The organism is Streptomyces sp. NPDC015131 (genome assembly GCF_043079975.1).
GTDB lineage: Bacteria > Actinomycetota > Actinomycetes > Streptomycetales > Streptomycetaceae > Streptomyces.
Window position 1 is genome coordinate 846,468 of the sequence record NZ_JBIBVB010000004.1, and the last position, 17,686, is coordinate 864,153.

The following is a 17,686-nucleotide window of genomic DNA, read 5'->3' on the forward strand; positions in this document are numbered from 1 at the left end:
GCCGGTAGTAAGGGTGGGAAGGCATCCCCGGTACGGGGACCCGGGGGCGGGCGTGGCACCTGTCACCCCACACCTCTATGGTTACTCGCCATGTGGCCAGGACAGCAGCCGCCCGGGGGCGAGAACCCGCAGGACCAGAACCCGTACCAGCAGCCGGGGTACCAGCAGCCCAACCCGTACCAGCAGCCGGGCTACCAGCAGCCCGTGACCCCGCCGCCACCGCCGGGCGCTCCGCCCCAGCAGCCGGGCCACCCGCCGCACCAGCCCGGCGGGTACGGGCAGCCGAACCCGTACCAGCAGCCGACCGTGGCCCAGCCGTACGGCATGCCCGGCCCGCCCGTACCGCCGCAGGGCGGCGGGGACGACAAGCGGAAGACCACGATCGTGGCGATCGTCGCGGCGACGGCGGTCGTGGTGGCCGCCGGGGTCACCGGGTTCCTGGTGCTCGGCAAGGACGACGGCAAGAAGACCGCCGGCGGGGACCCGAAGCCCTCGCAGAGCGCCCCGCCGGCCTCCGAGGCCGCCCCGTCGCCCTCCGACAACCCGCGTGACGGCTCCTCCGCCGCCAAGCCGACCGTCCCGGGCTGGAAGGTCGTCCACAACCCCAAGCGCTTCGTCCTGTTCGACGTCCCGGCCGAGTGGGAGGTCGTCGGCTCGGGCACCAGCGTCGGCTTCGAGGACGAGAAGAAGGGCGACGGCAGCCCCGCCGTCGTCATGTCCGCCCCGGCCGAGTACAAGAGCAAGTGGTGCACGGAGGACGCCAACAAGGACGGCCGCCAGGAGGAGAACGGCCTCGCCATGGTCGGCACCAAGGGCGGCCAGGGCGCCAAGAACACCTCCGAGGCCGCCTACAACGAGGCCGGCAACTGGGTGTGGGCGGGCTACGCCCAGAAGGAGCCCAAGGGCACGGTGAAGGTCGCCAAGGCGAAGCCGTACACGACGACTTCGGGCCTGGCCGGCCATGTCTCCACGGCGACCGCCCTGAACACCAAGAAGGAGGGCAAGTGCGACACGGACGGCAAGGCCATCGCCTTCTCCTTCAAGAACTCCAAGGGTGACTTCGTGAGCTGGGTGCTGTACGCCAACGCCGGTGTGCCCGACGAGCTGGAGGAGGCCACGATCCAGAAGATCCTCGCCACCGTCCGGCTGGACCCGGCCGCGTCCTGACCACGGCCCCGGGGGCTTCCCCGGGGCCACCACCGGGGCCTGAGGCGGCCCCGGTCCGGGCCGTACGCCCGTCCCGTCCTCGCGCGCCCCTCCGCGCCGAAAACCGTTTGTCGGTGCGGAGGGCCACCGGGGAGAGTCTCCCGGTGAGCACTCCCGCCCCCGCGCCCCGACGGCGCCCGCGACCCCGGCGCCCCGAGTGGGCCGGCCGCAACTACACCCTGCTGACCGCCGCCGCGATCGTCACCAACCTGGGCACCCACGGCGCCCTGATCGCGGCGGCGTTCGCCGTGCTGGAGGCCGGCGGCGACGGGGGCGACGTGGGCCTGGTGGCCGCCGCCCGGACCCTGCCGCTGGTGCTGTTCCTGCTCGTCGGCGGGGCGGTGGCCGACCGGCTGCCGCGCCACCGGGTGATGGTCGCGGCCAACGCGCTCAACTGCGTGTCCCAGGCGGTCTTCGCCGCCCTCGTGCTGGCCGGCGACCCGAAGCTGTGGCAGATGATGCTGCTGACCGCGCTGTGCGGCACCGGGCAGGCGTTCTTCAGCCCGGCCGCCGAGGGCATGCTGATCTCCAGTGTGCGGGGCGAGCAGGCCGCGCGGGCGTTCGCCCTCTTCCGGATGGCGATGAACGGGGCGGGCATCGGCGGCGCGGCGCTGGGCGGCGCGATGATCGCCGCCTGGAGCCCCGGCTGGGTGCTCGCCGTCGACGCGGCGGCCTTCGCGGTGGCGGGCGCGCTGCGCTTCTTCCTGGACGTGAGCCACATCGCGGAGCGCGAGCCCGGCGGCGGGCTGCTGGCCGATCTGCGGGAGGGCTGGGAGGAGTTCACCGGGCGGCCCTGGCTCTGGTCGATCGTGGCGCAGTTCTCGGTGGTGGTGGCGGTGGTCGGCGCCTCCGAGTCGGTGTACGGGCCGCTGGTCGCCCGGGACGAGCTGGGCGGCGCCCGGCCCTGGGGCCTGGCCCTGGCGGCGTTCGGCGCGGGGACGGTCGGCGGCGCGCTGCTGGCCATGCGGTGGAAGCCGCGCCGGATGCTCCTGGTCGGCACCCTGTGCGTCTTCCCGCTGGCGCTGCCCTCGGCCGCGCTGGCGGTGCCGCTGCCGGTGGGCGGCCTGGTCGCGGCGATGTTCGTGTGCGGCCTCGCGCTGGAGGTCTTCGGTGTCGCCTGGATGACCACGCTGCACCAGGAGATCCCGGAGGAGAAGCTCTCCCGGGTCTGCGCGTACGACTGGTTCGGCTCGACCGCGATGCTCCCGCTGTCGACGGCCCTGGCCGGTCCCGCCGAGCACCTCTTCGGCCGGTCCGGCGCCCTGTGGGGCTGCGCGGCGCTGGTGGTGCTGCCCACCGCGCTGGTGCTGCTGATCCCCGACGTACGGAATCTGACGCGGCGTACGAAGGAGGCCGGCGTCCCCGTGGCCGTCCCCGCGCCCGCGCCCGCGGCCGCGTCAGCCGATGCCGAAGGCCCCGCCGGGCGGCTCGGGTGAGGCGACGGCGTCCTCGTCCCGCACCGGCCGGGCGTCGCCGGTGAGGCGGGCCAGCGCCGGGCCGTGCTCCACGCGCGCGGGGAAGGCGTCAGCGGCGGCCCGCCGGGCGAGCCCGGGGACGTCCGGCTCCCGGTGCGAGGCGACCAGCACGGCGTTGCCGAACCGCCGGCCGCGCAGCACCGCGGGCTCGGCGACCAGCGCGAGGTGGGCGAACACGGCGGCGAAGGTCGCCAGTTGCGAGCGGAGGAAGGCGAAGGGCGCCCCGTCCGCGAGGTTGGCCACATAGGTGCCGTCCGGCCGCAGCACCCGTTCCGCCTCGCGCGCGTAGCCGAGGGACGTGAGGTGGGCGGGCACCCGTGAGCCGCCGAAGACGTCCGCGATCAGCACGTCGGCCGAGTCCGGTGGCGCGGCCTCCAGCCAGGCGCGGGCGTCCGCCGCGTGGACGGTGACCCCGCTGCCGGGCGGCAGCGGCAGGTGCTCGGCGACCAGCGCGACGAGCCCCCGGTCGGCCTCCACCACGTCCTGCCGTGACCCGGGCCGGGTGGCGGCCAGCCACCGGGGCAGGCTGAGCGCCCCGCCGCCGAGGTGCAGGACGTCGAGCGGCTCGCCCCCGGGCGCGGCGCAGTCCACGGCGTGGGTGAGCCGGCGGGCGTACTCGAACTCGAGGTGGACCGGGTCGTCCAGGTCGACGTACGACTGGGGCGCGCCGTCGACGGTGAGCAGCCAGGCGCGGCGGCGGTCCACATCGGGCAGCAACCGGGCGGTGCCGTGGTCGACCTCACGCAGCACGGGGAGGGGCTCGTCGTCCATCGCCACAGCGTAGGCGCCGCCCCCCGGGGCCCGGGCGGGGGCCCGGAGCCGGCCAGGGCCCGGCGCCGCCCCTACGCCGAAAGCCGCAACCATGGCCGAGTCGGCCACCCGGGGGCCGAGCGGGGCCCGGAGCCGGCCAGGGCGCGGCGCCGCCCGGACGGCCACCCGGGGGCCGGCCGGGTGCCCGCCACCACCGAAACCGACCCGGACACAGCCCGCCGCCGGGCGGCGGAGGACGAACGTCCCCCTCCGCCGCCCGGCGGCGGCCGTCACAGCACCTCGCTCACCGTCCCGGCGCCGACCGTGCGGCCGCCCTCGCGGATCGCGAAGCCCAGGCCGGGCTCCAGCGGCACCTCGCGGCCCAGCTCGACGGTCATGGTGACCGTGTCGCCGGGGCGCGCGACGGCCGCCTCGCCGAGGTCCACGTCGCCCACGACGTCCGCGGTGCGGATGTAGAACTGCGGCCGGTACCCGGTGGTGACCGGCGTGGTCCTGCCGCCCTCGCGCCCGGACAGCACGTACACGCGGGCGGTGAAGCGCCGGCGGGGCACGACGCTGTCGGGCGCGGCCACGACATGGCCGCGCCGGACCGCGTCGCGCGGCACCCCGCGCAGCAGCAGCGCCACGTTGTCGCCGGCCTGCGCGGACTCCATCGGCTTGCCGAAGGTCTCCAGCCCGGTGACCACCGTCTCCGTGTCCGCGCCCAGCACCTCCACGCGGTCGCCCACCCGGACGGTGCCACGCTCGACGGCGCCGGTGACGACCGTGCCGCGGCCGGTGATGGTGAGCACGTTCTCCACCGGCAGCAGGAACGGCGCGTCCACATACCGCTCCGGCATGGGCACATAGGTGTCCACGGCGTCCAGCAGCGCCTCGACGGCACCGGTCCAGCGCGGGTCGCCCTCCAGCGCCCGGAGCCCCGACACCCGGACCACGGGGACGGAGTCGCCGCCGTACCCGTGCGCGGTGAGCAGCTCCCGCACCTCCAGCTCCACGAGGTCGGTGAGCTCCTCGTCGCCCGCGTCGGCCTTGTTGAGCGCGACGACGATGTGGTCGACGCCGACCTGACGGGCCAGCAGGACGTGCTCGGCGGTCTGCGGCATGATCCCGTCGAGCGCCGAGACGACGAGGATCGCCCCGTCGAGCTGGGCGGCGCCGGTGACCATGTTCTTGACGTAGTCCGCGTGGCCGGGCATGTCCACGTGCGCGTAGTGGCGGGTGTCCGTCTCGTACTCGACGTGCGCGATGTTGATGGTGATGCCGCGCTGGGCCTCCTCGGGCGCCCGGTCGATCCGGTCGAACGGCACGAACGTGCCGGTCCCCCGCTCGCTGAGGACCTTGGTGATGGCGGCGGTGAGCGTGGTCTTGCCGTGGTCGACGTGGCCCATGGTGCCGATGTTGAGGTGCGGCTTGGTGCGCACGTATGCCGTCTTGGGCATGGCTGCTGGCGTTCCTTCCCGGAACTCGAAGCGTTGGAGGGACCCCCGCGTCCTGCCGACCCTCCCCCTGCGGGGTCCGCCGGACGATCCGGGAAGGGTCAGCTTCGGGCGCCGTCGAGAACGGCGGGGAAGGCGAATGCGGCAGCCTTCGGCGCGTCCGCGACTGCGGACGGCGCTGCGAGGAAGGCGTACCGGAACATGCGTCGATCATGCCCGGGCCGCCGGTGCGCGTCGACCGAATTACGGGCCGTCGCGGCGGCGGCTCGCGGTGGCCGGGACGGCTGGTGCGGATGTGTCACCAGGGGTGTGTGCGGCGGGAAATGAGGCGGTTGTCACCCGGTGATCGAGACGTCCGTTACGGCGATCACGGGCCGCCGTCGGTTAGTCTCCCCGGATGCTCGACCCCGTCACCAGGCCCCAGGCCGGTCTCGCCGTCCGCTGCTCCCGCGTTCTGCTGTCCCCCTGGTCGAGACTCTCGCTCCTGCTCGCCCTCCTCGCGTCGGCGGGCGTCGCCGTGCTGCTCTACGAGCCGCAGCGGCTGCTGTCGGCGGGCTGGCCGCCCCAGGTGAACGGCGCCGGAGCGGTGGTGCTGTTCGCACTGGCGTACGGACTGTGCACCGCCGCCTTCGTCCCGAGGCCACTGCTGAACCTGGCCTCGGGCGCGCTGTTCGGTTCGCAGGCCGGGCTCGCGGCGGCGATCGCCGGGACGGTGCTGGGCGCGGGCATCGCGTTCACGCTGGGCCGGCTGCTGGGGCAGGAGGCGCTGCGTCCACTGGTACGGGGGCGCTGGCTGGAGGCGGCGGACGGGCAGCTGAGCCGGCACGGCTTCCGGTCGATGCTGGCGATCCGGCTGTTCCCCGGGGTCCCGTTCGCGGCGGCGAACTACTGTGCCGCCGTCTCGCGGATGGGGTACGCGCCCTTCCTGCTGGCCACCGGTATCGGCTCGGTCCCCAACACGGCGGCGTACGTGGTCGCGGGCAGCGAGGCGGCGTCCCCGACCTCGCCCACCTTCCTCGTCGCCATGGGCTTCATCGTGGTGAGCGGCCTGGGCGCGGCGGTGGTCGCCTGGTGCAAGCGGCACCGGCTGCGCCGCCGGTAGGACGCGACTTCGGGACACGTCCGGATCGGGCCGGACCGGCCGGCGGGCGCGGCCCACCGCGAATCGATCATTCATCTTGGGCCTGTACGCTGCGCACCGACCGGCCGCCGATCAGCGGCCTCCCCCTCCTTGACCGCACGAGCACATTCGGGACGGCCCTAGCCCCATGAATTGGTTCGAATCACTCATCCTCGGACTCGTCCAGGGGCTGACGGAGTTCCTCCCCATTTCATCCAGCGCCCACCTGCGTCTCACGGCGGCCTTCGCCGGCTGGCACGACCCGGGCGCGGCCTTCACGGCGATCACCCAGATCGGCACGGAGGCGGCCGTCCTCATCTACTTCCGCAAGGACATCGCGCGGATCGTCTCCGCGTGGTTCCGCTCGCTGACGGACAAGGCAATGCGCGCCGACCACGACGCCCAGATGGGCTGGCTGGTGATCGTCGGATCCATCCCGATCGGTGTGCTGGGCGTCACCCTCAAGGACCACATCGAGGGCCCGTTCCGGGACCTGCGGCTGATCGCGACGACGCTGATCGTCATGGGCATCGTGCTGGGCATCGCCGACCGCCTGGCGGCCCGGGTCGAGGAGGGCGGCCGGCACCGCGCGGCGCCGGAGCGGAAGACGCTGAAGGACCTGGGCGTCCGGGACGGCCTGATCTTCGGCATGTGCCAGGCGATGGCGCTGATCCCGGGCGTGTCCCGGTCCGGCGCGACGATCAGCGGCGGCCTGCTGATGAGCTACACCCGTGAGGCCGCGGCCCGCTACTCGTTCCTGCTCGCCATCCCCGCCGTGCTGGCCTCCGGCCTCTTCGAGCTGAAGGACGCGACGGAGGGCGGGCACGTCTCCTGGGGCCCGACGATCTTCGCCACGATCGTCGCCTTCGTCGTCGGCTACGCGGTCATCGCCTGGTTCATGAAGTTCATCACCACCAAGAGCTTCATGCCGTTCGTGATCTACCGGATCCTGCTGGGCCTGGTGATTTTCGCCCTGGTCGGCATGGGTGTTCTCAGCCCGCACGCGGGCGAGTCGGCGGGCTGACGGGCGACGGGAGCTTCGTCACAAAGGGGCCTTCGAGGTAGCCGGACGGCCCCGTGCTCCGCCTACGCTGGGTGCCATGACCAGATCCCCTGCCGAGCTGCCCACCCCGGATGCCGACGCGCTGAACGCGGCGATCCGGGAGTTGTGGGTGCGCTCCGGCGGCCGCCTCTCGGAAGACGAGCAGCGGATCTACAGCGCCCTGGTGCTCCAGTGGGCCCGTACGTCGCAGCAAGGGGACGCCGCGGGCGCCGCCTGGGACAGCGCCGCGTAGAACCGCCGTGACGCGGGCCGGGTGGACCCCGCCCCCGACCCCGGTCCCGGTTACCGCCCGGCCGCGTCCGCGCATGGGCGGGGGCCGCCGGCAGGGGGGGTGACCGGCGGCCCGATGCCCGGGTCCTCCGGCCCGGCCACGTACGGAGAGCCTGCCGCGCCGGGCGGCCGGGCGCGAGGGTGCGTACCGCACCTGTGCACGCACTCCCTTCACACCCCGTGTGAACCGCCAGCGTGCACCGACAGCGCACGCGTGTCCCGCCGCACCGTGTCCCGCCACCCCCACCGGCTCCGGGCTGCGATCACCCGCCGCCGGGCGCACCCTGGTCGCATGGCCCCGCAGGCACCTGTCGTCGTCCACCGCCCCTCCCCCGGCGGCGGGCGGCGGGTGACCGTGCGCGGGCAGATCGTGGGGCTGGCCCACAACGACGCCGACCTGCTCGAGTTCCTGCGCCGCGCCGGGCTCGACGAGGCCGATGTCTCGCTGGACGACCCCCGGCTCGTGGAGTGGCGCGGCGGGCGGGCCCACCACTGGGAGGCGGCGTGAGCGGCGCCGAGCGGTGGGCGGGGCGTGCACGGCTCTTGGCCCCCGGGTGCGGCTGCCGGACACTGAAGCGATGACGCAGCGTGTGGACCTCGCGACCGTGATGGACCGGCTGGCCATCGACGATGTGATCACCGGGTACGCGGTGGCGGTGGACGACGCGGACTGGGCCGCCTTCCGCGCGCTGTTCACCGACGACGGGCTGGCCGACTACCGGGACGCGGGCGGGCCGGCGGGCCGGGCCGGCGAGGTCGCGGACTGGCTGGCGGCCGCGGTGTGCGGGTTCCCGGTGCGCCAGTCCCTGTTCGTGAACCGGCGGGTGTCCGTCGCGGACGCCGACGGCTTCCCGGGCGACAGCGCCGAGGTGCTGGCCGACTATGTGAACCCGGTCCGGGGGGATGCGGGCGGAGTCGTGGCCTCCGGTGGCCGTTGCGCGTTCACCCTGGCGCGGACCGAGGACGGGTGGCGGGTGCGCGAGGTGGTGGTCCGCGAGAAGTGGCGGCGCGCCGCGAACGGCGGCCCGCTGTCGGCGGAATGATCCCCTCCCGCACACTGGAGTCGTCAGGAGACGGCCCCACTGCGCGAGGAGGCGCGGGATGCGGATACCGGTCGGCCGGCGGGACGAGGCGGTCGGGACGGAGGCGCCGTACGAGGGCGGGGCCGGGCGGCCCGTGCCCTGGTGGGGCGCCCGGGGGCGGCTGCTGACGTCCCGGTGGTGGCGGGGCGCGCTGGCGGTGGCGGCCGGGGCGCTGCCCGCGCTCGCCTTTCCGGCGCCGTCGCTGTGGTGGTGGGCGTATCTCGCGCTGGTGCCGTGGATGCTGCTGATCCGTACGGCGCCGACCGCTCGCCGGGCGGTGCTGGACGGCTGGCTGGGCGGGATCGGTTTCATGCTCGCCGTGCACCACTGGCTGGTGCCGAGTCTGCATGTCTTCATCCTGCTGGTGGCCGCGCTGCTGGGCCTGCTGTGGGCTCCGTGGGGGGCGCTGGTGCGGCGGATGCTGGCGGGGACGCCCTCACGCGCGCGTGCCGCCGCCGCTCTGGCGGTCGTCCCGTCGGGATGGCTGCTGGCCGAGCTGGTCCGGTCCTGGGAGGGGCTCGGTGGCCCCTGGGGGCTGCTGGGCGCCAGTCAGTGGCAGGTGGCGCCGGTGCTGCGGGTGGCGGCGCTGGGCGGGGTGTGGCTGGTGAGCCTCCTGGTGGTGGCGGTGAACACGGCGGTCGTCCTGCTGGTCTCGGCGCCCGCCCTTCGTCCGGTGGCGGTGGCCGGGCTGGCGGTGAGCGGGCTCACCGTGGGGCTCGCGGCGTGGTGGGCGCCGGCTCCGCGCCCCGACCGGCCGGTGCGGGTGGCCGTGGTCCAGCCGGGCGTGGTCGAAGGGGTGGTGGACGGGGTGGGCAGCGCCGAGCGGCGGTTCGCCCGGGGCGAGGAGCTGGCCCGGCGGGTGGCCGGGCAGGACGTGGACCTGGTGGTGTGGGGCGAGAGCAGTGTGGGCGCCGATCTGACGGCCCGCCCCGAGTACACCCGGCGGCTGGCGGCGCTCTCCCGTCAGGTGGGCGCCGAGGTGCTGGTCAATGTGGACGCGCGCCGCTCGGACCGGCCGGGCATCTACAAGAGCAGCGTGCTGGTCGGGCCGGAGGGCACCACCGGGGACCGGTACGACAAGATGCGGCTGGTGCCCTTCGGGGAGTACGTGCCCTTCCGCTCCGTCCTGGGCTGGGCCACCTCGGTCGGCAGGGCGGCCGACGAGGACCGCAGGCGGGGTGAGCGGCCGGTGGTGATGACGGTCGGCGAGCGGGGGCTGCGGCTGGGCCCGCTGGTCTGCTTCGAGTCGGCGTTCCCGGACATGAGCCGGCACCTGGCCCGGGAGGGGGCGCAGGTGCTGGTGGCACAGTCGGCGACGTCGACGTTCCAGGAGAGCTGGGCGCCCGGGCAGCACGCGTCGCTGGCGGCGCTGCGGGCGGCGGAGACGGGCCGTCCGATGGTGCACGCGACGCTGACCGGGGTGAGCGCGGTGTACGGGCCGGACGGCGGGCGTATCGGTTCCCCGCTCGGTACGGACCGCAGTGACGTCGAGGTGTACGACGTCCCGCCGGCCGGGGGGACGACGCCCTATGTGCGGTACGGGGACTGGGCGGTGTACGCGGCGCTGGCGGTGCTGGCCGTGTTCGGCGCCGCCGACGGGCGCCGGGCGGTCATACGGAGGTCTGCTCCCGGCACTCCCGTACGACCCGCTCGCACAGCTCGTGGGTCGCGAGTGCGTCCCGGGCGCTGAGGGGCGTACCGGCGCGTACGGCGTCGAGGAAGGCGTGCACGCACTGCTCGATGCCGCGCTGGCGGGCGACCGGGACCCAGTCGCCGCGCCGCCGGACGGTCGGCTGGCCCTTGTGGTCGACGACGTCGGCGAGGTTGAGCACCTGGCGCTTGGTGTCCCGGCCGGAGATCTCCAGGATCTCCTCGGTCGAGCCGCTCATCCGGTTCATGGTGCCGATGGCGGTGAAGCCGTCCCCGGACAGCTGGAGCACGACGTGGTGCAGCAGTCCGTCGCGCACCCGGGCGCGTACGTCGGTGTGCTCGACCTCGCCGGGGAGCAGGAAGCGCAGGGTGTCCACGACGTGGATGAAGTCGTCGAGGACCAGGGTGCGCGGGTCCTCCGGCATGCCGACCCGGTTCTTCTGCATCAGGATCAGGTCGCGCGGGTGGTCCAGGCACTGGGCGTAGGCGGGCGCGTGGCGGCGGTTGAAGCCGACGGCGAGGGCGGTGCCCCGGCGCTCGGCCAGCTCCACCAGGCGCCGTGACGTGTCGAGTTCGTACGCCAGGGGCTTGTCGACGTAGGTGGGCACGCCCGCCTCCAGCAGGCGGGTGACGATCTCGGCGTGGACGGAGGTCGGGGCGTGCACGAACACGGCGTCGGGCGAGGCGGCGAGCAGCGCGTCGAGATCGGTGTGGCGCCGTGCGCCGGGGACGTGGTGGGCGTCGCCCACGCGCGCGAGGGTCTCCGGGGTGCGGGTCTGGAGGTGCAGTTCGGTGCCCGGCAGGGTGGCGAGGACCGGCAGGTACGCCTTCCGCGCGATGTCGCCGAGCCCGATGCAGCCGATCTTCACAGTGCCCTCTCCCCGCCCGCTCCCACGCCCGGGTGCCCGGCCGCCCGGTCAGCATACGGGTGCTGGGGAGGGCGCCAGTCGGCAATGCCGTCGAAGGCGCGCAGGGCGAGGCCGGGCCCGAACCGGGCGAGCGTCATCAGGGTTTCCCGGACGGCGACGGCGGGGGCGCTGGTGAGGGTGAGCAGCCGGGCGACGCGCGCGGACCTGCGGACGACGGCGGTCGTCCGGGGGAGCCGGGCGGCCGAGTAGGCGGCGAGGCCCGCGCCCGTGTCGGCGGTGGGCGGCAGGTGGTGGGCGAGTACGACGCCGTCCTCGATGGCCTGGTTGCCGCCCTGCCCGAGGGTGGGCGCCATGGGGTGGGCGGCGTCGCCGAGGAGCGCGGTGCGGCCGTGGTGGAAGGCGGGCAGCGGGGTGGTGAGGTGGCGGACGTCGTGGCGCAGGACCTCGCCGGGGGCGACCGCGTCGAGGATCGCGGGGATCGGGTCGTGCCAGGTGCCGAAGCGGCGCAGGAGTTCGGCACGCTCGTCGTCGGGCGCGTGGCCTCCGGCGGGGGCGGCGGCCGCGGCGTACGCGTAGACACGGCCGTCCTTGAGGGGCTGGGTGCCCCAGAGGGCGCCCCGGCCCCAGGTCTCGTGCGGGGCGAAGGGCCGCCCGGGGGCGGGGATCACGACGCGCCAGGTGGTGAAGCCCGCGTGGGCGGGCTCCGGGTGCCGGGGGAAGAGGGCGGGCCGGACCGCGGAGCCGATGCCGTCCGCGCCGACGACCAGGTCGGCCTCCAGGTCGCCGTCGGGTGTGGTGACGACGGCCGGGCGGCCGGTCGCCGCCGCTCCCGGGTCGGTGAGCGTGGCGGGCGATCCGGTGCGGATGACGCCGTCCGGGAGCCGGGCGGCGAGCGCGTCCACGAGCGTGGCCCGGTGGACCGGGACGAGCGGGTCGCCGAACCGGTCGGCGGCGGCCCGGGCGTCCGTACGGGAGAGCCAGCGGCCCGACGGGGTGCGCATCCCGCCGTCGCCCTGCCAGGTGGCGAGGGCGCGGATCTCGTCGCCGAGGCCGATGACGTCCAGGGCGCGCAGCGCGTTGGGGGCGAGGCCGATGCCGGCGCCGACGGGCGCGAGCGAGGCGGCGCGCTCCAGGACGGTGACGCGCCAGCCGCGCCGGTGGAGGGCCGCGGCGGCGGTCAGGCCGCCGATGCCGCTGCCGATGACGACGGCGTGGGGCGGGGTGGTCCGTATGGGCATGGCTGCTCCCGGCGTCTCTTAACTACACCTGTAGTGACACGGTCACCGTACTACGGCTGTAGTGAGAGCGGTAGGTTGGGGCCATGACCGCACGTCCGGCCCGCGAGGGCACCCCACGCGCCGCCCGCGCCGCCCGCGTGGAGCTGATCGCCGACACCGCCCTGTCCCTGCTGGTGGAGCGGGGCATGCGGGGTCTGACCCACCGCGCGGTGGACGAGGCCGCCGGGCTCCCGCAGGGGTCGACCTCCAACTGCGCCCGCACCCGCCAGGCGCTGCTGGAGACGGCGGTGCGGCGGCTCGCCGACCGGGAGGCGCGCGTCCTGGCCGTGGACCAGCTGCTCGCCCCGCTGCCGGACCCGGCGCCCGCGGACGGCGGGCCGGGTCCGGCCGGGCCCGACGCGCTGACCGGGGCGCTCGCCGCCGCCCTGCACCGGTATCTGACCGACCACCGGGACCTGCTGGTCGCGCGCTACGAACTGGGGCTGGAGGCCACCCGGCGCCCGGAGCTGCGCGCGTTCTACGACGACACCGGCCGGCGGTTCACCGTCCCGCTGACCGCGCTGATGCGGGCGGCCGGTTCGGCCCGGCCGGAACAGCACGCCCTGTCCCTGGTGGCCTGGTGCGAGGGCGTCATGTTCCACTGCGCGGTCGGGTCGTTCCACTCCGCCGTACCGTCCGAGGGGGAACTGCGCGCGGGCCTGACCGAGTTGCTCGGCGGGATGCTCGGCGGGGAGCCCCGGCGCGGGTGACTCGGCGCCCGGGACCGATCATCGGCCGGTCATACCCATCACCCGTGTGGATCAATAACCGCGGGTAGAGATCCCCAACGGCCGCCGCAACGACCACAGTTACGGGGTGCAACGAACGAGAATCACAGCGAAGGTCCTGGTGACCGTGGCGGTGGCGGCCGTCTCCGGCTGCGTGGCGGTGGACTCGGACGCCCCGACCGTGCCGGCCGGCACCACGGCGAGCCTGCCCGACCGGCCGGGCGCCGCACCCCAGATCGTGCCGGGGCCCGCCCGGGAGGCCCTGGAGGCGGCGCTGCCGCCGGAGCCGTCCTCGCCCGGGCCCCGGCCGCCGCGCGGGCCGGACGCCGCGGACGCCCCGGACCGTGCCGCACCGGCCGCCGTGCCGCCCGCCGCTCCGCCGCGGGGTGCCGGGGACGACCGGCCCGCCCGGCTCCCCTCCGCCGAGCGGCTGCGCGACCGGCTGCCGGGCGCCGTCCGGGAGCACGTCCCCGCCGCCGCCCCGGAGCTGCCGCCGTCCGTGCCGGACAATGTGCCGGACGTCTGCGAGTTCGGCCGCGACCAGGGCGGCTGGGACCCCGACAGCCGGCGGGCCCGCCTCTGCCGCGAGGCCCTCGGCCACTGAAGCACCCAGGCCGACCTGTCCGCGCTGCGCATCACCCCGCCGCGCGAGAGGATGCCCCACCTCGGGGCCCGGCGGCCCGGCCGCGCTGCGCACCCCGCCGCGCGAGAGGATGCCCCGCCTTGAGGCCCGGCGGGGCGGGGCGGTCGCGCGTGCGGTCGCCTCACTCCCCCGCGAGGCGCTCCGCCAGCCGGGCGATGGCGGCCCGGACACCGTCGCCGTACCGGTCGTGGGCCAGGACCGCCGACGCGGCGCGGGCGCGGTCGAGGTGGGCGCGCGCGGCGTCCGGGCGCCGCAGCCGGGCGTAGTCGGCGGCCAGGTTGAGGTGCAACGAGGGGTAGAGGGCCCGCACCGCCACGGGCCGGCCGCCCACCCCCTCGGCGGCGGTCAGCGCCCGGAGGTCCCAGGCCAGCTCGTCGTACGGGTCGTCCTGGGCACCGGCCATGCAGTGCGCCAGCGTGCACCGCTGGAAGGCGTCGCCGTCCGCCCCGAGCTGCTGCCACAGCTCGCCGAAGCGGTTGCGCGCCTCCTCCCGGTCGCCTCCGTGGAGCAGCATCATCGTCTGCCCTATCCTGGTCAGGACGGCGTCCTCCGACGCGTCCGGCGCGTCCTGCTGCTGCTCCCGCACGTGCGGCCTCCACTGGTCGGTCGGCGACCCGGGCCGGGACGGCGAGGTCCCGGGGCCGGTGCCGACGACGCTAGCCGCAGCGGCCCCCTTTCCCGGTCAGGCGGGGTCCGGCGCGGGGCGGGGGCACCCGCGGACCGGTGACGGCCAGCGGCGAGGAGGCATGGGCGACGCGGGAGGCCGCGGGACCCGGGACGACCGGCGACGCAGGAGGACGGGTGCGTGCGCCGGACCGGGGACGATCGGCGGCGAGGGGGCGCGTCAGCCGCGGGGGTGTCAGCCGATGTTGGGGATGCGCCAGTCGATGGGCGTGTGCCCCTGGTCGGCGACGGCCTTGTCGATCTGGGTAAAGGGCCGGGAGCCGAAGAACTTCTTCGCCGACAGCGGCGAGGGGTGCGCGCCCTTGACCACCACGTGCCGGGTCTCGTCGATGAGCGGCAGCTTCTTCTGCGCGTAGTTGCCCCACAGCACGAAGACGCACGGGTCGGGGCGCTCGGCCACGGCCCTGATCACCGCGTCGGTGAACTTCTCCCAGCCCTTGCCCTTGTGCGAGTTCGGCTCGCCGGCCCGGACCGTCAGCACCGCGTTGAGCAGCAGAACGCCCTGCCGGGCCCAGGGCATCAGGTAACCGTTGTCGGGCACGGGGTGCCCCAGCTCCTCCTGCATCTCCTTGTAGATGTTGCGCAGGGAGGGCGGGGTCCTGACGCCCGGCCGCACGGAGAAGCAGAGCCCGTGCCCCTGGCCCTCACCGTGGTAGGGGTCCTGGCCGAGGACCAGGACCTTCACCTTGTCGTACGGGGTGGCGTCGAGGGCGGCGAACACCTCCTCGCGCGGGGGGTAGACCGGCCCCTTGGCCCGCTCCTCCTCGACGAACTCGGTGAGCTGGGCGAAGTAGGGCTTCTGCAGCTCGTCGCCGAGAACGCCGCGCCAGGACTCGGGCAGCATGTCGGTGTCGGTCACGTGAACAACCTCCGGTGGGGTGATCGCCTTGTCTGCTGAGAGAACTTACCGGCGACCACTGACAACCGGTGCTACCAGCTGGTCTTCCGCTGGAGCTCCCACATCTGCATGACCGTCTGCGGGTCCAGCGCCCGCTCACCACCGGCGATCTCCTCGCTGGACGCGATGTGCAGCTTGCCCTGCCACAGCGGCAGCAGCCGGACGTCGTCCACCAGAAGCTCCTGCGCCCGCTCGAAGTCGCCCGTCACCGCTCCCCGGTCGCTGACCTTGCGGGACCTGGGCAGCAGCTGGTCGGTGATCTCCGGCCGGACGTACGGCGTGGAGAGCACGTTCTCCTTGCCGACGAACGGGGCGATGAAGTTGTCGGGGTCCGGGAAGTCGGGGAACCAGCCGCGGCCGAAGGCCGGGTACTGGCCCTTCTGGTAACCGCTCTGGAAGTCCTTCCACGGCTTGCCGTTCAGGGTGACCTTGAACAGCCCGGACGCCTCCAGCTGCCGCTTCAGCTCCTCGAACTCGGCCTTGGTGGCGGAGCCGTAGCGGTCGGTGGTGTACCAGAGCGTCAGGGCGACGGGCCCGTCCACGCCGGCCTCCTCCAGCAGCGTGCGCGCCTTCTCGGCGTTCGGCTCGCCGTACCGGTCGAAGTAGGCGGTGGTGTGCCCGGCGATGCCCTTGGGGACCATCGAGTACAGCGGCTCCGCCGTGCCCTGGTAGACCTTGGCGACCAGCGCGTCGCGGTCGACGACCTGGGCGACCGCCTGGCGCACGGCGAGCTTGCTCACGGACGGGTCCTGGGCGTTGAAGACCAGGTAGCGGATGTCCGCGCCGGTCGACTCGACCAGCTGGAGGCCCTCGTTCTCCGGCTTGTCGCCCTGGAGCCCGACGACCTCCTCGGCCGTCAGACCGCGGTAGGTGACGTCGATCTTCTTGTCGTGCAGGGCGGCCACCATCGCCTCGGACTCCGAGAAGTACCGGATGGTGACGGCGTCGTTCTTGCGGTCGGCGAACCCCTTGTAGGTGGGGTTCCTGGTCAGGACGGCCTCGGTCCCCTCCTGGTAGGAGTCGAGCACGTAGGGGCCGGATCCGGTCAGCCGGCCGTCCTCGCGCAGCGCGCCCGCCGGGTACTTGCCGGGCGGGACGATGGACATGGCGGGCGTGGCCAGGATGTACGGGAAGGTGGCGTCGGGTTCCTTCAGGTGGAAGGTGACCGTGGAATCCCCGCCGACCGCGATCCGGTCGAGCGAACCGAGGAGCGGGCCCGGTCCGCCCTTTGCGTTGATCTTTCGTATGCGGTCGATGGAGTGCTTGACGGCGGCGGCGTCCAGCCGGGTCCCGTCGGAGAATTCCAGTCCGTCCTTCAGACGGCATTCATAGACTTTGCTCACCGTGTCGGTGAATTTGCAGTCGGCCGCGTCGGGCTGAGGCGTGGCACTACCGGTGGGAAAGGCGAGCAGGGTCTGGAAGACATTCCGGTACAGCTCCCAGGAACCGTCCCAGGCGGCGGCCGGGTCGAGCGTGCTGGGAGCGCTCGTCGTACCGACGACGATCTTCTTCTCCCCATCGGCGTCCTCGCCCGAGAAGAGGCCGCATCCCGCCAGCAGGGACATGGACGCAAGGGCCACGGTCGCCTGCCGCAGACTGGTCCGGTTGAACACGTGCGCACGCTCCTCGTTCAGCCATGGGTCGGCCGACCATACCGCAGTGCCCCGCCAGGTCAATGTGTCGGCCGGGCGGGGCACTTGAGGCATTGTGCGGTCAAACGGGAAAATCGGGATCAGCCGACTCCGGCATTGAGGAAAATTCCTCCGTCGACCACCAGAGTCTGTCCGGTGATCCAGTCCGACTGGGCGGAGGTGAGAAATGCGGCGGCACCTCCGATGTCCTCCGGTACGCCCAGCCTGCCGAGCGGATACGCGGCCGCCGCCTCCGCCTCCCGGCCCTCGTAGAGAGCCTGGGCGAATTTGGTCTTCACGACGGCCGGGGCAATCGTGTTGACCCGGACCTTCGGGGCGAATTCATGGGCCAGCTGGAGGGTCAGATTGATCATGGCGGCCTTGCTGATGCCGTACGCGCCGATGAAGGGCGAAGGGGTCATTCCGGCCACCGACGCGATGTTCACGATCGCACCGCCGTTGTCCTTCTGCCACGCCCGCCAGGCCTGCTGGGCGAAGCCGAGGGCCGAGATCACGTTGGTCTCGAAGACCTTGCGGGCGACGTTGAGGTCCATCTCGGCGATCGGGCCGAAGACCGGGTTGGTCCCGGCGTTGTTCACCAGGAAGTCGACGCGGCCGAAGGCGTCCATGGCACGCTCGACGGCGACCGCCTGGTGCGCCTCGTCGTGGGCCTTGCCGGCGACGCCGATCACCCGGTCGGCGCCGAGCCGCTCCACGGCCTCCTTGAGCGCGTCCTCGTTGCGCCCGGTGATGCAGACCCGGTCGCCGCGGGCGACGAGCGCCTCCGCCACGCCGTAGCCGATGCCGCGGCTGGCGCCCGTGACGAGCGCGGCCCTCCCGGAGAGCGGGGGCAGTTCTGTGGTGGTCATGTCCGCGACCCCGT

Annotated in this window: 18 protein-coding genes; 10 read left to right on the plus strand and 8 right to left on the minus strand. The window is 74.2% G+C overall.

Annotated elements, in window-relative coordinates:
* Positions 1-90: 90 nt before the first annotated feature.
* Positions 91-1,167 (plus strand): hypothetical protein, encoded by a 1,077-nt coding sequence (locus tag ACF08D_RS19915; protein WP_392224029.1) that lies wholly within the window; start codon positions 91-93, stop codon positions 1,165-1,167.
* A 143-nt stretch (positions 1,168-1,310) separates the two neighbouring features.
* Positions 1,311-2,642 carry an MFS transporter gene (locus tag ACF08D_RS19920; protein ID WP_392224030.1) on the plus strand — a complete coding sequence of 444 codons (1,332 nt, stop codon included), beginning with the start codon at positions 1,311-1,313 and terminating at the stop codon, positions 2,640-2,642.
* Here ACF08D_RS19920 and ACF08D_RS19925 read toward each other — a convergent pair.
* The gene (locus tag ACF08D_RS19925; RefSeq protein WP_392224031.1) at positions 2,604-3,452 is read right to left on the minus strand and encodes a spermidine synthase; all 849 of its coding nucleotides are present in this window, start codon (positions 3,450-3,452) and stop codon (positions 2,604-2,606) included. The two genes, ACF08D_RS19920 and ACF08D_RS19925, sit on opposite strands and share 39 nt — an antisense overlap.
* Before the next feature lie 269 nt (positions 3,453-3,721).
* Entirely contained in the window at positions 3,722-4,891 is a 1,170-nt protein-coding gene (tuf, locus tag ACF08D_RS19930; protein WP_392224032.1) for an elongation factor Tu, read from the minus strand.
* Positions 4,892-5,285: 394 nt separating this feature from the next.
* Here tuf and ACF08D_RS19935 point away from each other — a divergent pair, with 394 nt between their 5' ends.
* The 6 genes from ACF08D_RS19935 (at position 5,286) to lnt (ending at position 10,113) form a co-directional block, all read left to right on the plus strand.
* Entirely contained in the window at positions 5,286-5,990 is a 705-nt protein-coding gene (locus ACF08D_RS19935) for a TVP38/TMEM64 family protein (protein ID WP_392224033.1), read from the plus strand.
* A gap of 166 nt (positions 5,991-6,156) precedes the next feature.
* Positions 6,157-7,032 carry an undecaprenyl-diphosphate phosphatase gene (locus tag ACF08D_RS19940; RefSeq protein WP_392224034.1) on the plus strand — a complete coding sequence of 292 codons (876 nt, stop codon included), beginning with the start codon at positions 6,157-6,159 and terminating at the stop codon, positions 7,030-7,032.
* Positions 7,033-7,108: 76 nt separating this feature from the next.
* Positions 7,109-7,303, plus strand: a complete 195-nt coding sequence (locus tag ACF08D_RS19945) for a hypothetical protein (protein WP_392224035.1) — start codon at positions 7,109-7,111, stop codon at positions 7,301-7,303.
* A 330-nt stretch (positions 7,304-7,633) separates the two neighbouring features.
* Positions 7,634-7,849 carry a hypothetical protein gene (locus ACF08D_RS19950; RefSeq protein ID WP_392224036.1) on the plus strand — a complete coding sequence of 72 codons (216 nt, stop codon included), beginning with the start codon at positions 7,634-7,636 and terminating at the stop codon, positions 7,847-7,849.
* A gap of 70 nt (positions 7,850-7,919) precedes the next feature.
* The gene (locus tag ACF08D_RS19955) at positions 7,920-8,384 is read left to right on the plus strand and encodes a nuclear transport factor 2 family protein (RefSeq protein ID WP_392224037.1); all 465 of its coding nucleotides are present in this window, start codon (positions 7,920-7,922) and stop codon (positions 8,382-8,384) included.
* 58 nt (positions 8,385-8,442) lie between these two features.
* Positions 8,443-10,113, plus strand: a complete 1,671-nt coding sequence (lnt, locus tag ACF08D_RS19960) for an apolipoprotein N-acyltransferase (RefSeq protein ID WP_392224038.1) — start codon at positions 8,443-8,445, stop codon at positions 10,111-10,113.
* On the opposite strand, the gene ACF08D_RS19965 is transcribed toward lnt, so the two are convergent.
* Complete coding sequence (locus ACF08D_RS19965; protein WP_392224039.1) at positions 10,034-10,942, minus strand: Gfo/Idh/MocA family protein; 909 nt, start codon at positions 10,940-10,942, stop codon at positions 10,034-10,036. The two genes, lnt and ACF08D_RS19965, sit on opposite strands and share 80 nt — an antisense overlap.
* Entirely contained in the window at positions 10,939-12,180 is a 1,242-nt protein-coding gene (locus ACF08D_RS19970; RefSeq protein ID WP_392224040.1) for an FAD-dependent monooxygenase, read from the minus strand. The genes ACF08D_RS19965 and ACF08D_RS19970 overlap by 4 nt, the downstream gene beginning before the upstream one ends.
* A gap of 83 nt (positions 12,181-12,263) precedes the next feature.
* Between ACF08D_RS19970 and ACF08D_RS19975 the strand changes: the two genes are divergently transcribed.
* Together ACF08D_RS19975 and ACF08D_RS19980 are read left to right on the plus strand one after the other, a co-directional pair.
* Entirely contained in the window at positions 12,264-12,929 is a 666-nt protein-coding gene (locus ACF08D_RS19975; protein ID WP_392224041.1) for a TetR/AcrR family transcriptional regulator, read from the plus strand.
* Positions 12,930-13,035: 106 nt separating this feature from the next.
* Positions 13,036-13,551: a hypothetical protein gene (locus ACF08D_RS19980; protein WP_392224042.1), complete on the plus strand. Its 516-nt coding sequence runs from the start codon at positions 13,036-13,038 to the stop codon at positions 13,549-13,551.
* A 160-nt stretch (positions 13,552-13,711) separates the two neighbouring features.
* On the opposite strand, the gene ACF08D_RS19985 is transcribed toward ACF08D_RS19980, so the two are convergent.
* The 4 genes from ACF08D_RS19985 to ACF08D_RS20000 all read right to left on the minus strand — a co-directional run bounded on the left by ACF08D_RS19985 (position 13,712) and on the right by ACF08D_RS20000 (position 17,672).
* Complete coding sequence (locus tag ACF08D_RS19985; protein ID WP_392224108.1) at positions 13,712-14,107, minus strand: hypothetical protein; 396 nt, start codon at positions 14,105-14,107, stop codon at positions 13,712-13,714.
* A 342-nt stretch (positions 14,108-14,449) separates the two neighbouring features.
* Positions 14,450-15,133 (minus strand): uracil-DNA glycosylase, encoded by a 684-nt coding sequence (gene ung / locus ACF08D_RS19990; RefSeq protein ID WP_392224043.1) that lies wholly within the window; start codon positions 15,131-15,133, stop codon positions 14,450-14,452.
* A 71-nt stretch (positions 15,134-15,204) separates the two neighbouring features.
* The gene (locus ACF08D_RS19995; protein ID WP_392224044.1) at positions 15,205-16,785 is read right to left on the minus strand and encodes an ABC transporter substrate-binding protein; all 1,581 of its coding nucleotides are present in this window, start codon (positions 16,783-16,785) and stop codon (positions 15,205-15,207) included.
* Between the two features lie 119 nt (positions 16,786-16,904).
* Positions 16,905-17,672: an SDR family oxidoreductase gene (locus ACF08D_RS20000; RefSeq protein ID WP_392224045.1), complete on the minus strand. Its 768-nt coding sequence runs from the start codon at positions 17,670-17,672 to the stop codon at positions 16,905-16,907.
* Positions 17,673-17,686 lie beyond the last annotated feature (14 nt).

Bases quoted from the DNA above. Each gene is read 5' to 3' on its own strand.
- ACF08D_RS19915 (WP_392224029.1), top strand. From the start codon at position 91: ATGTGGCCAGGACAGCAGCCGCCCGGGGGCGAGAACCCGCAGGACCAG.
- ACF08D_RS19925 (WP_392224031.1), bottom strand. From the start codon at position 3,452: ATGGACGACGAGCCCCTCCCCGTGCTGCGTGAGGTCGACCACGGCACC.
- tuf (WP_392224032.1), bottom strand. From the start codon at position 4,891: ATGCCCAAGACGGCATACGTGCGCACCAAGCCGCACCTCAACATCGGC.
- ACF08D_RS19935 (WP_392224033.1), top strand. From the start codon at position 5,286: ATGCTCGACCCCGTCACCAGGCCCCAGGCCGGTCTCGCCGTCCGCTGC.
- ACF08D_RS19940 (WP_392224034.1), top strand. From the start codon at position 6,157: ATGAATTGGTTCGAATCACTCATCCTCGGACTCGTCCAGGGGCTGACG.
- ACF08D_RS19945 (WP_392224035.1), top strand. From the start codon at position 7,109: ATGACCAGATCCCCTGCCGAGCTGCCCACCCCGGATGCCGACGCGCTG.
- ACF08D_RS19950 (WP_392224036.1), top strand. From the start codon at position 7,634: ATGGCCCCGCAGGCACCTGTCGTCGTCCACCGCCCCTCCCCCGGCGGC.
- ACF08D_RS19955 (WP_392224037.1), top strand. From the start codon at position 7,920: ATGACGCAGCGTGTGGACCTCGCGACCGTGATGGACCGGCTGGCCATC.
- lnt (WP_392224038.1), top strand. From the start codon at position 8,443: ATGCGGATACCGGTCGGCCGGCGGGACGAGGCGGTCGGGACGGAGGCG.
- ACF08D_RS19970 (WP_392224040.1), bottom strand. From the start codon at position 12,180: ATGCCCATACGGACCACCCCGCCCCACGCCGTCGTCATCGGCAGCGGC.
- ACF08D_RS19975 (WP_392224041.1), top strand. From the start codon at position 12,264: ATGACCGCACGTCCGGCCCGCGAGGGCACCCCACGCGCCGCCCGCGCC.
- ACF08D_RS19985 (WP_392224108.1), bottom strand. From the start codon at position 14,107: ATGATGCTGCTCCACGGAGGCGACCGGGAGGAGGCGCGCAACCGCTTC.
- ACF08D_RS20000 (WP_392224045.1), bottom strand. From the start codon at position 17,672: ATGACCACCACAGAACTGCCCCCGCTCTCCGGGAGGGCCGCGCTCGTC.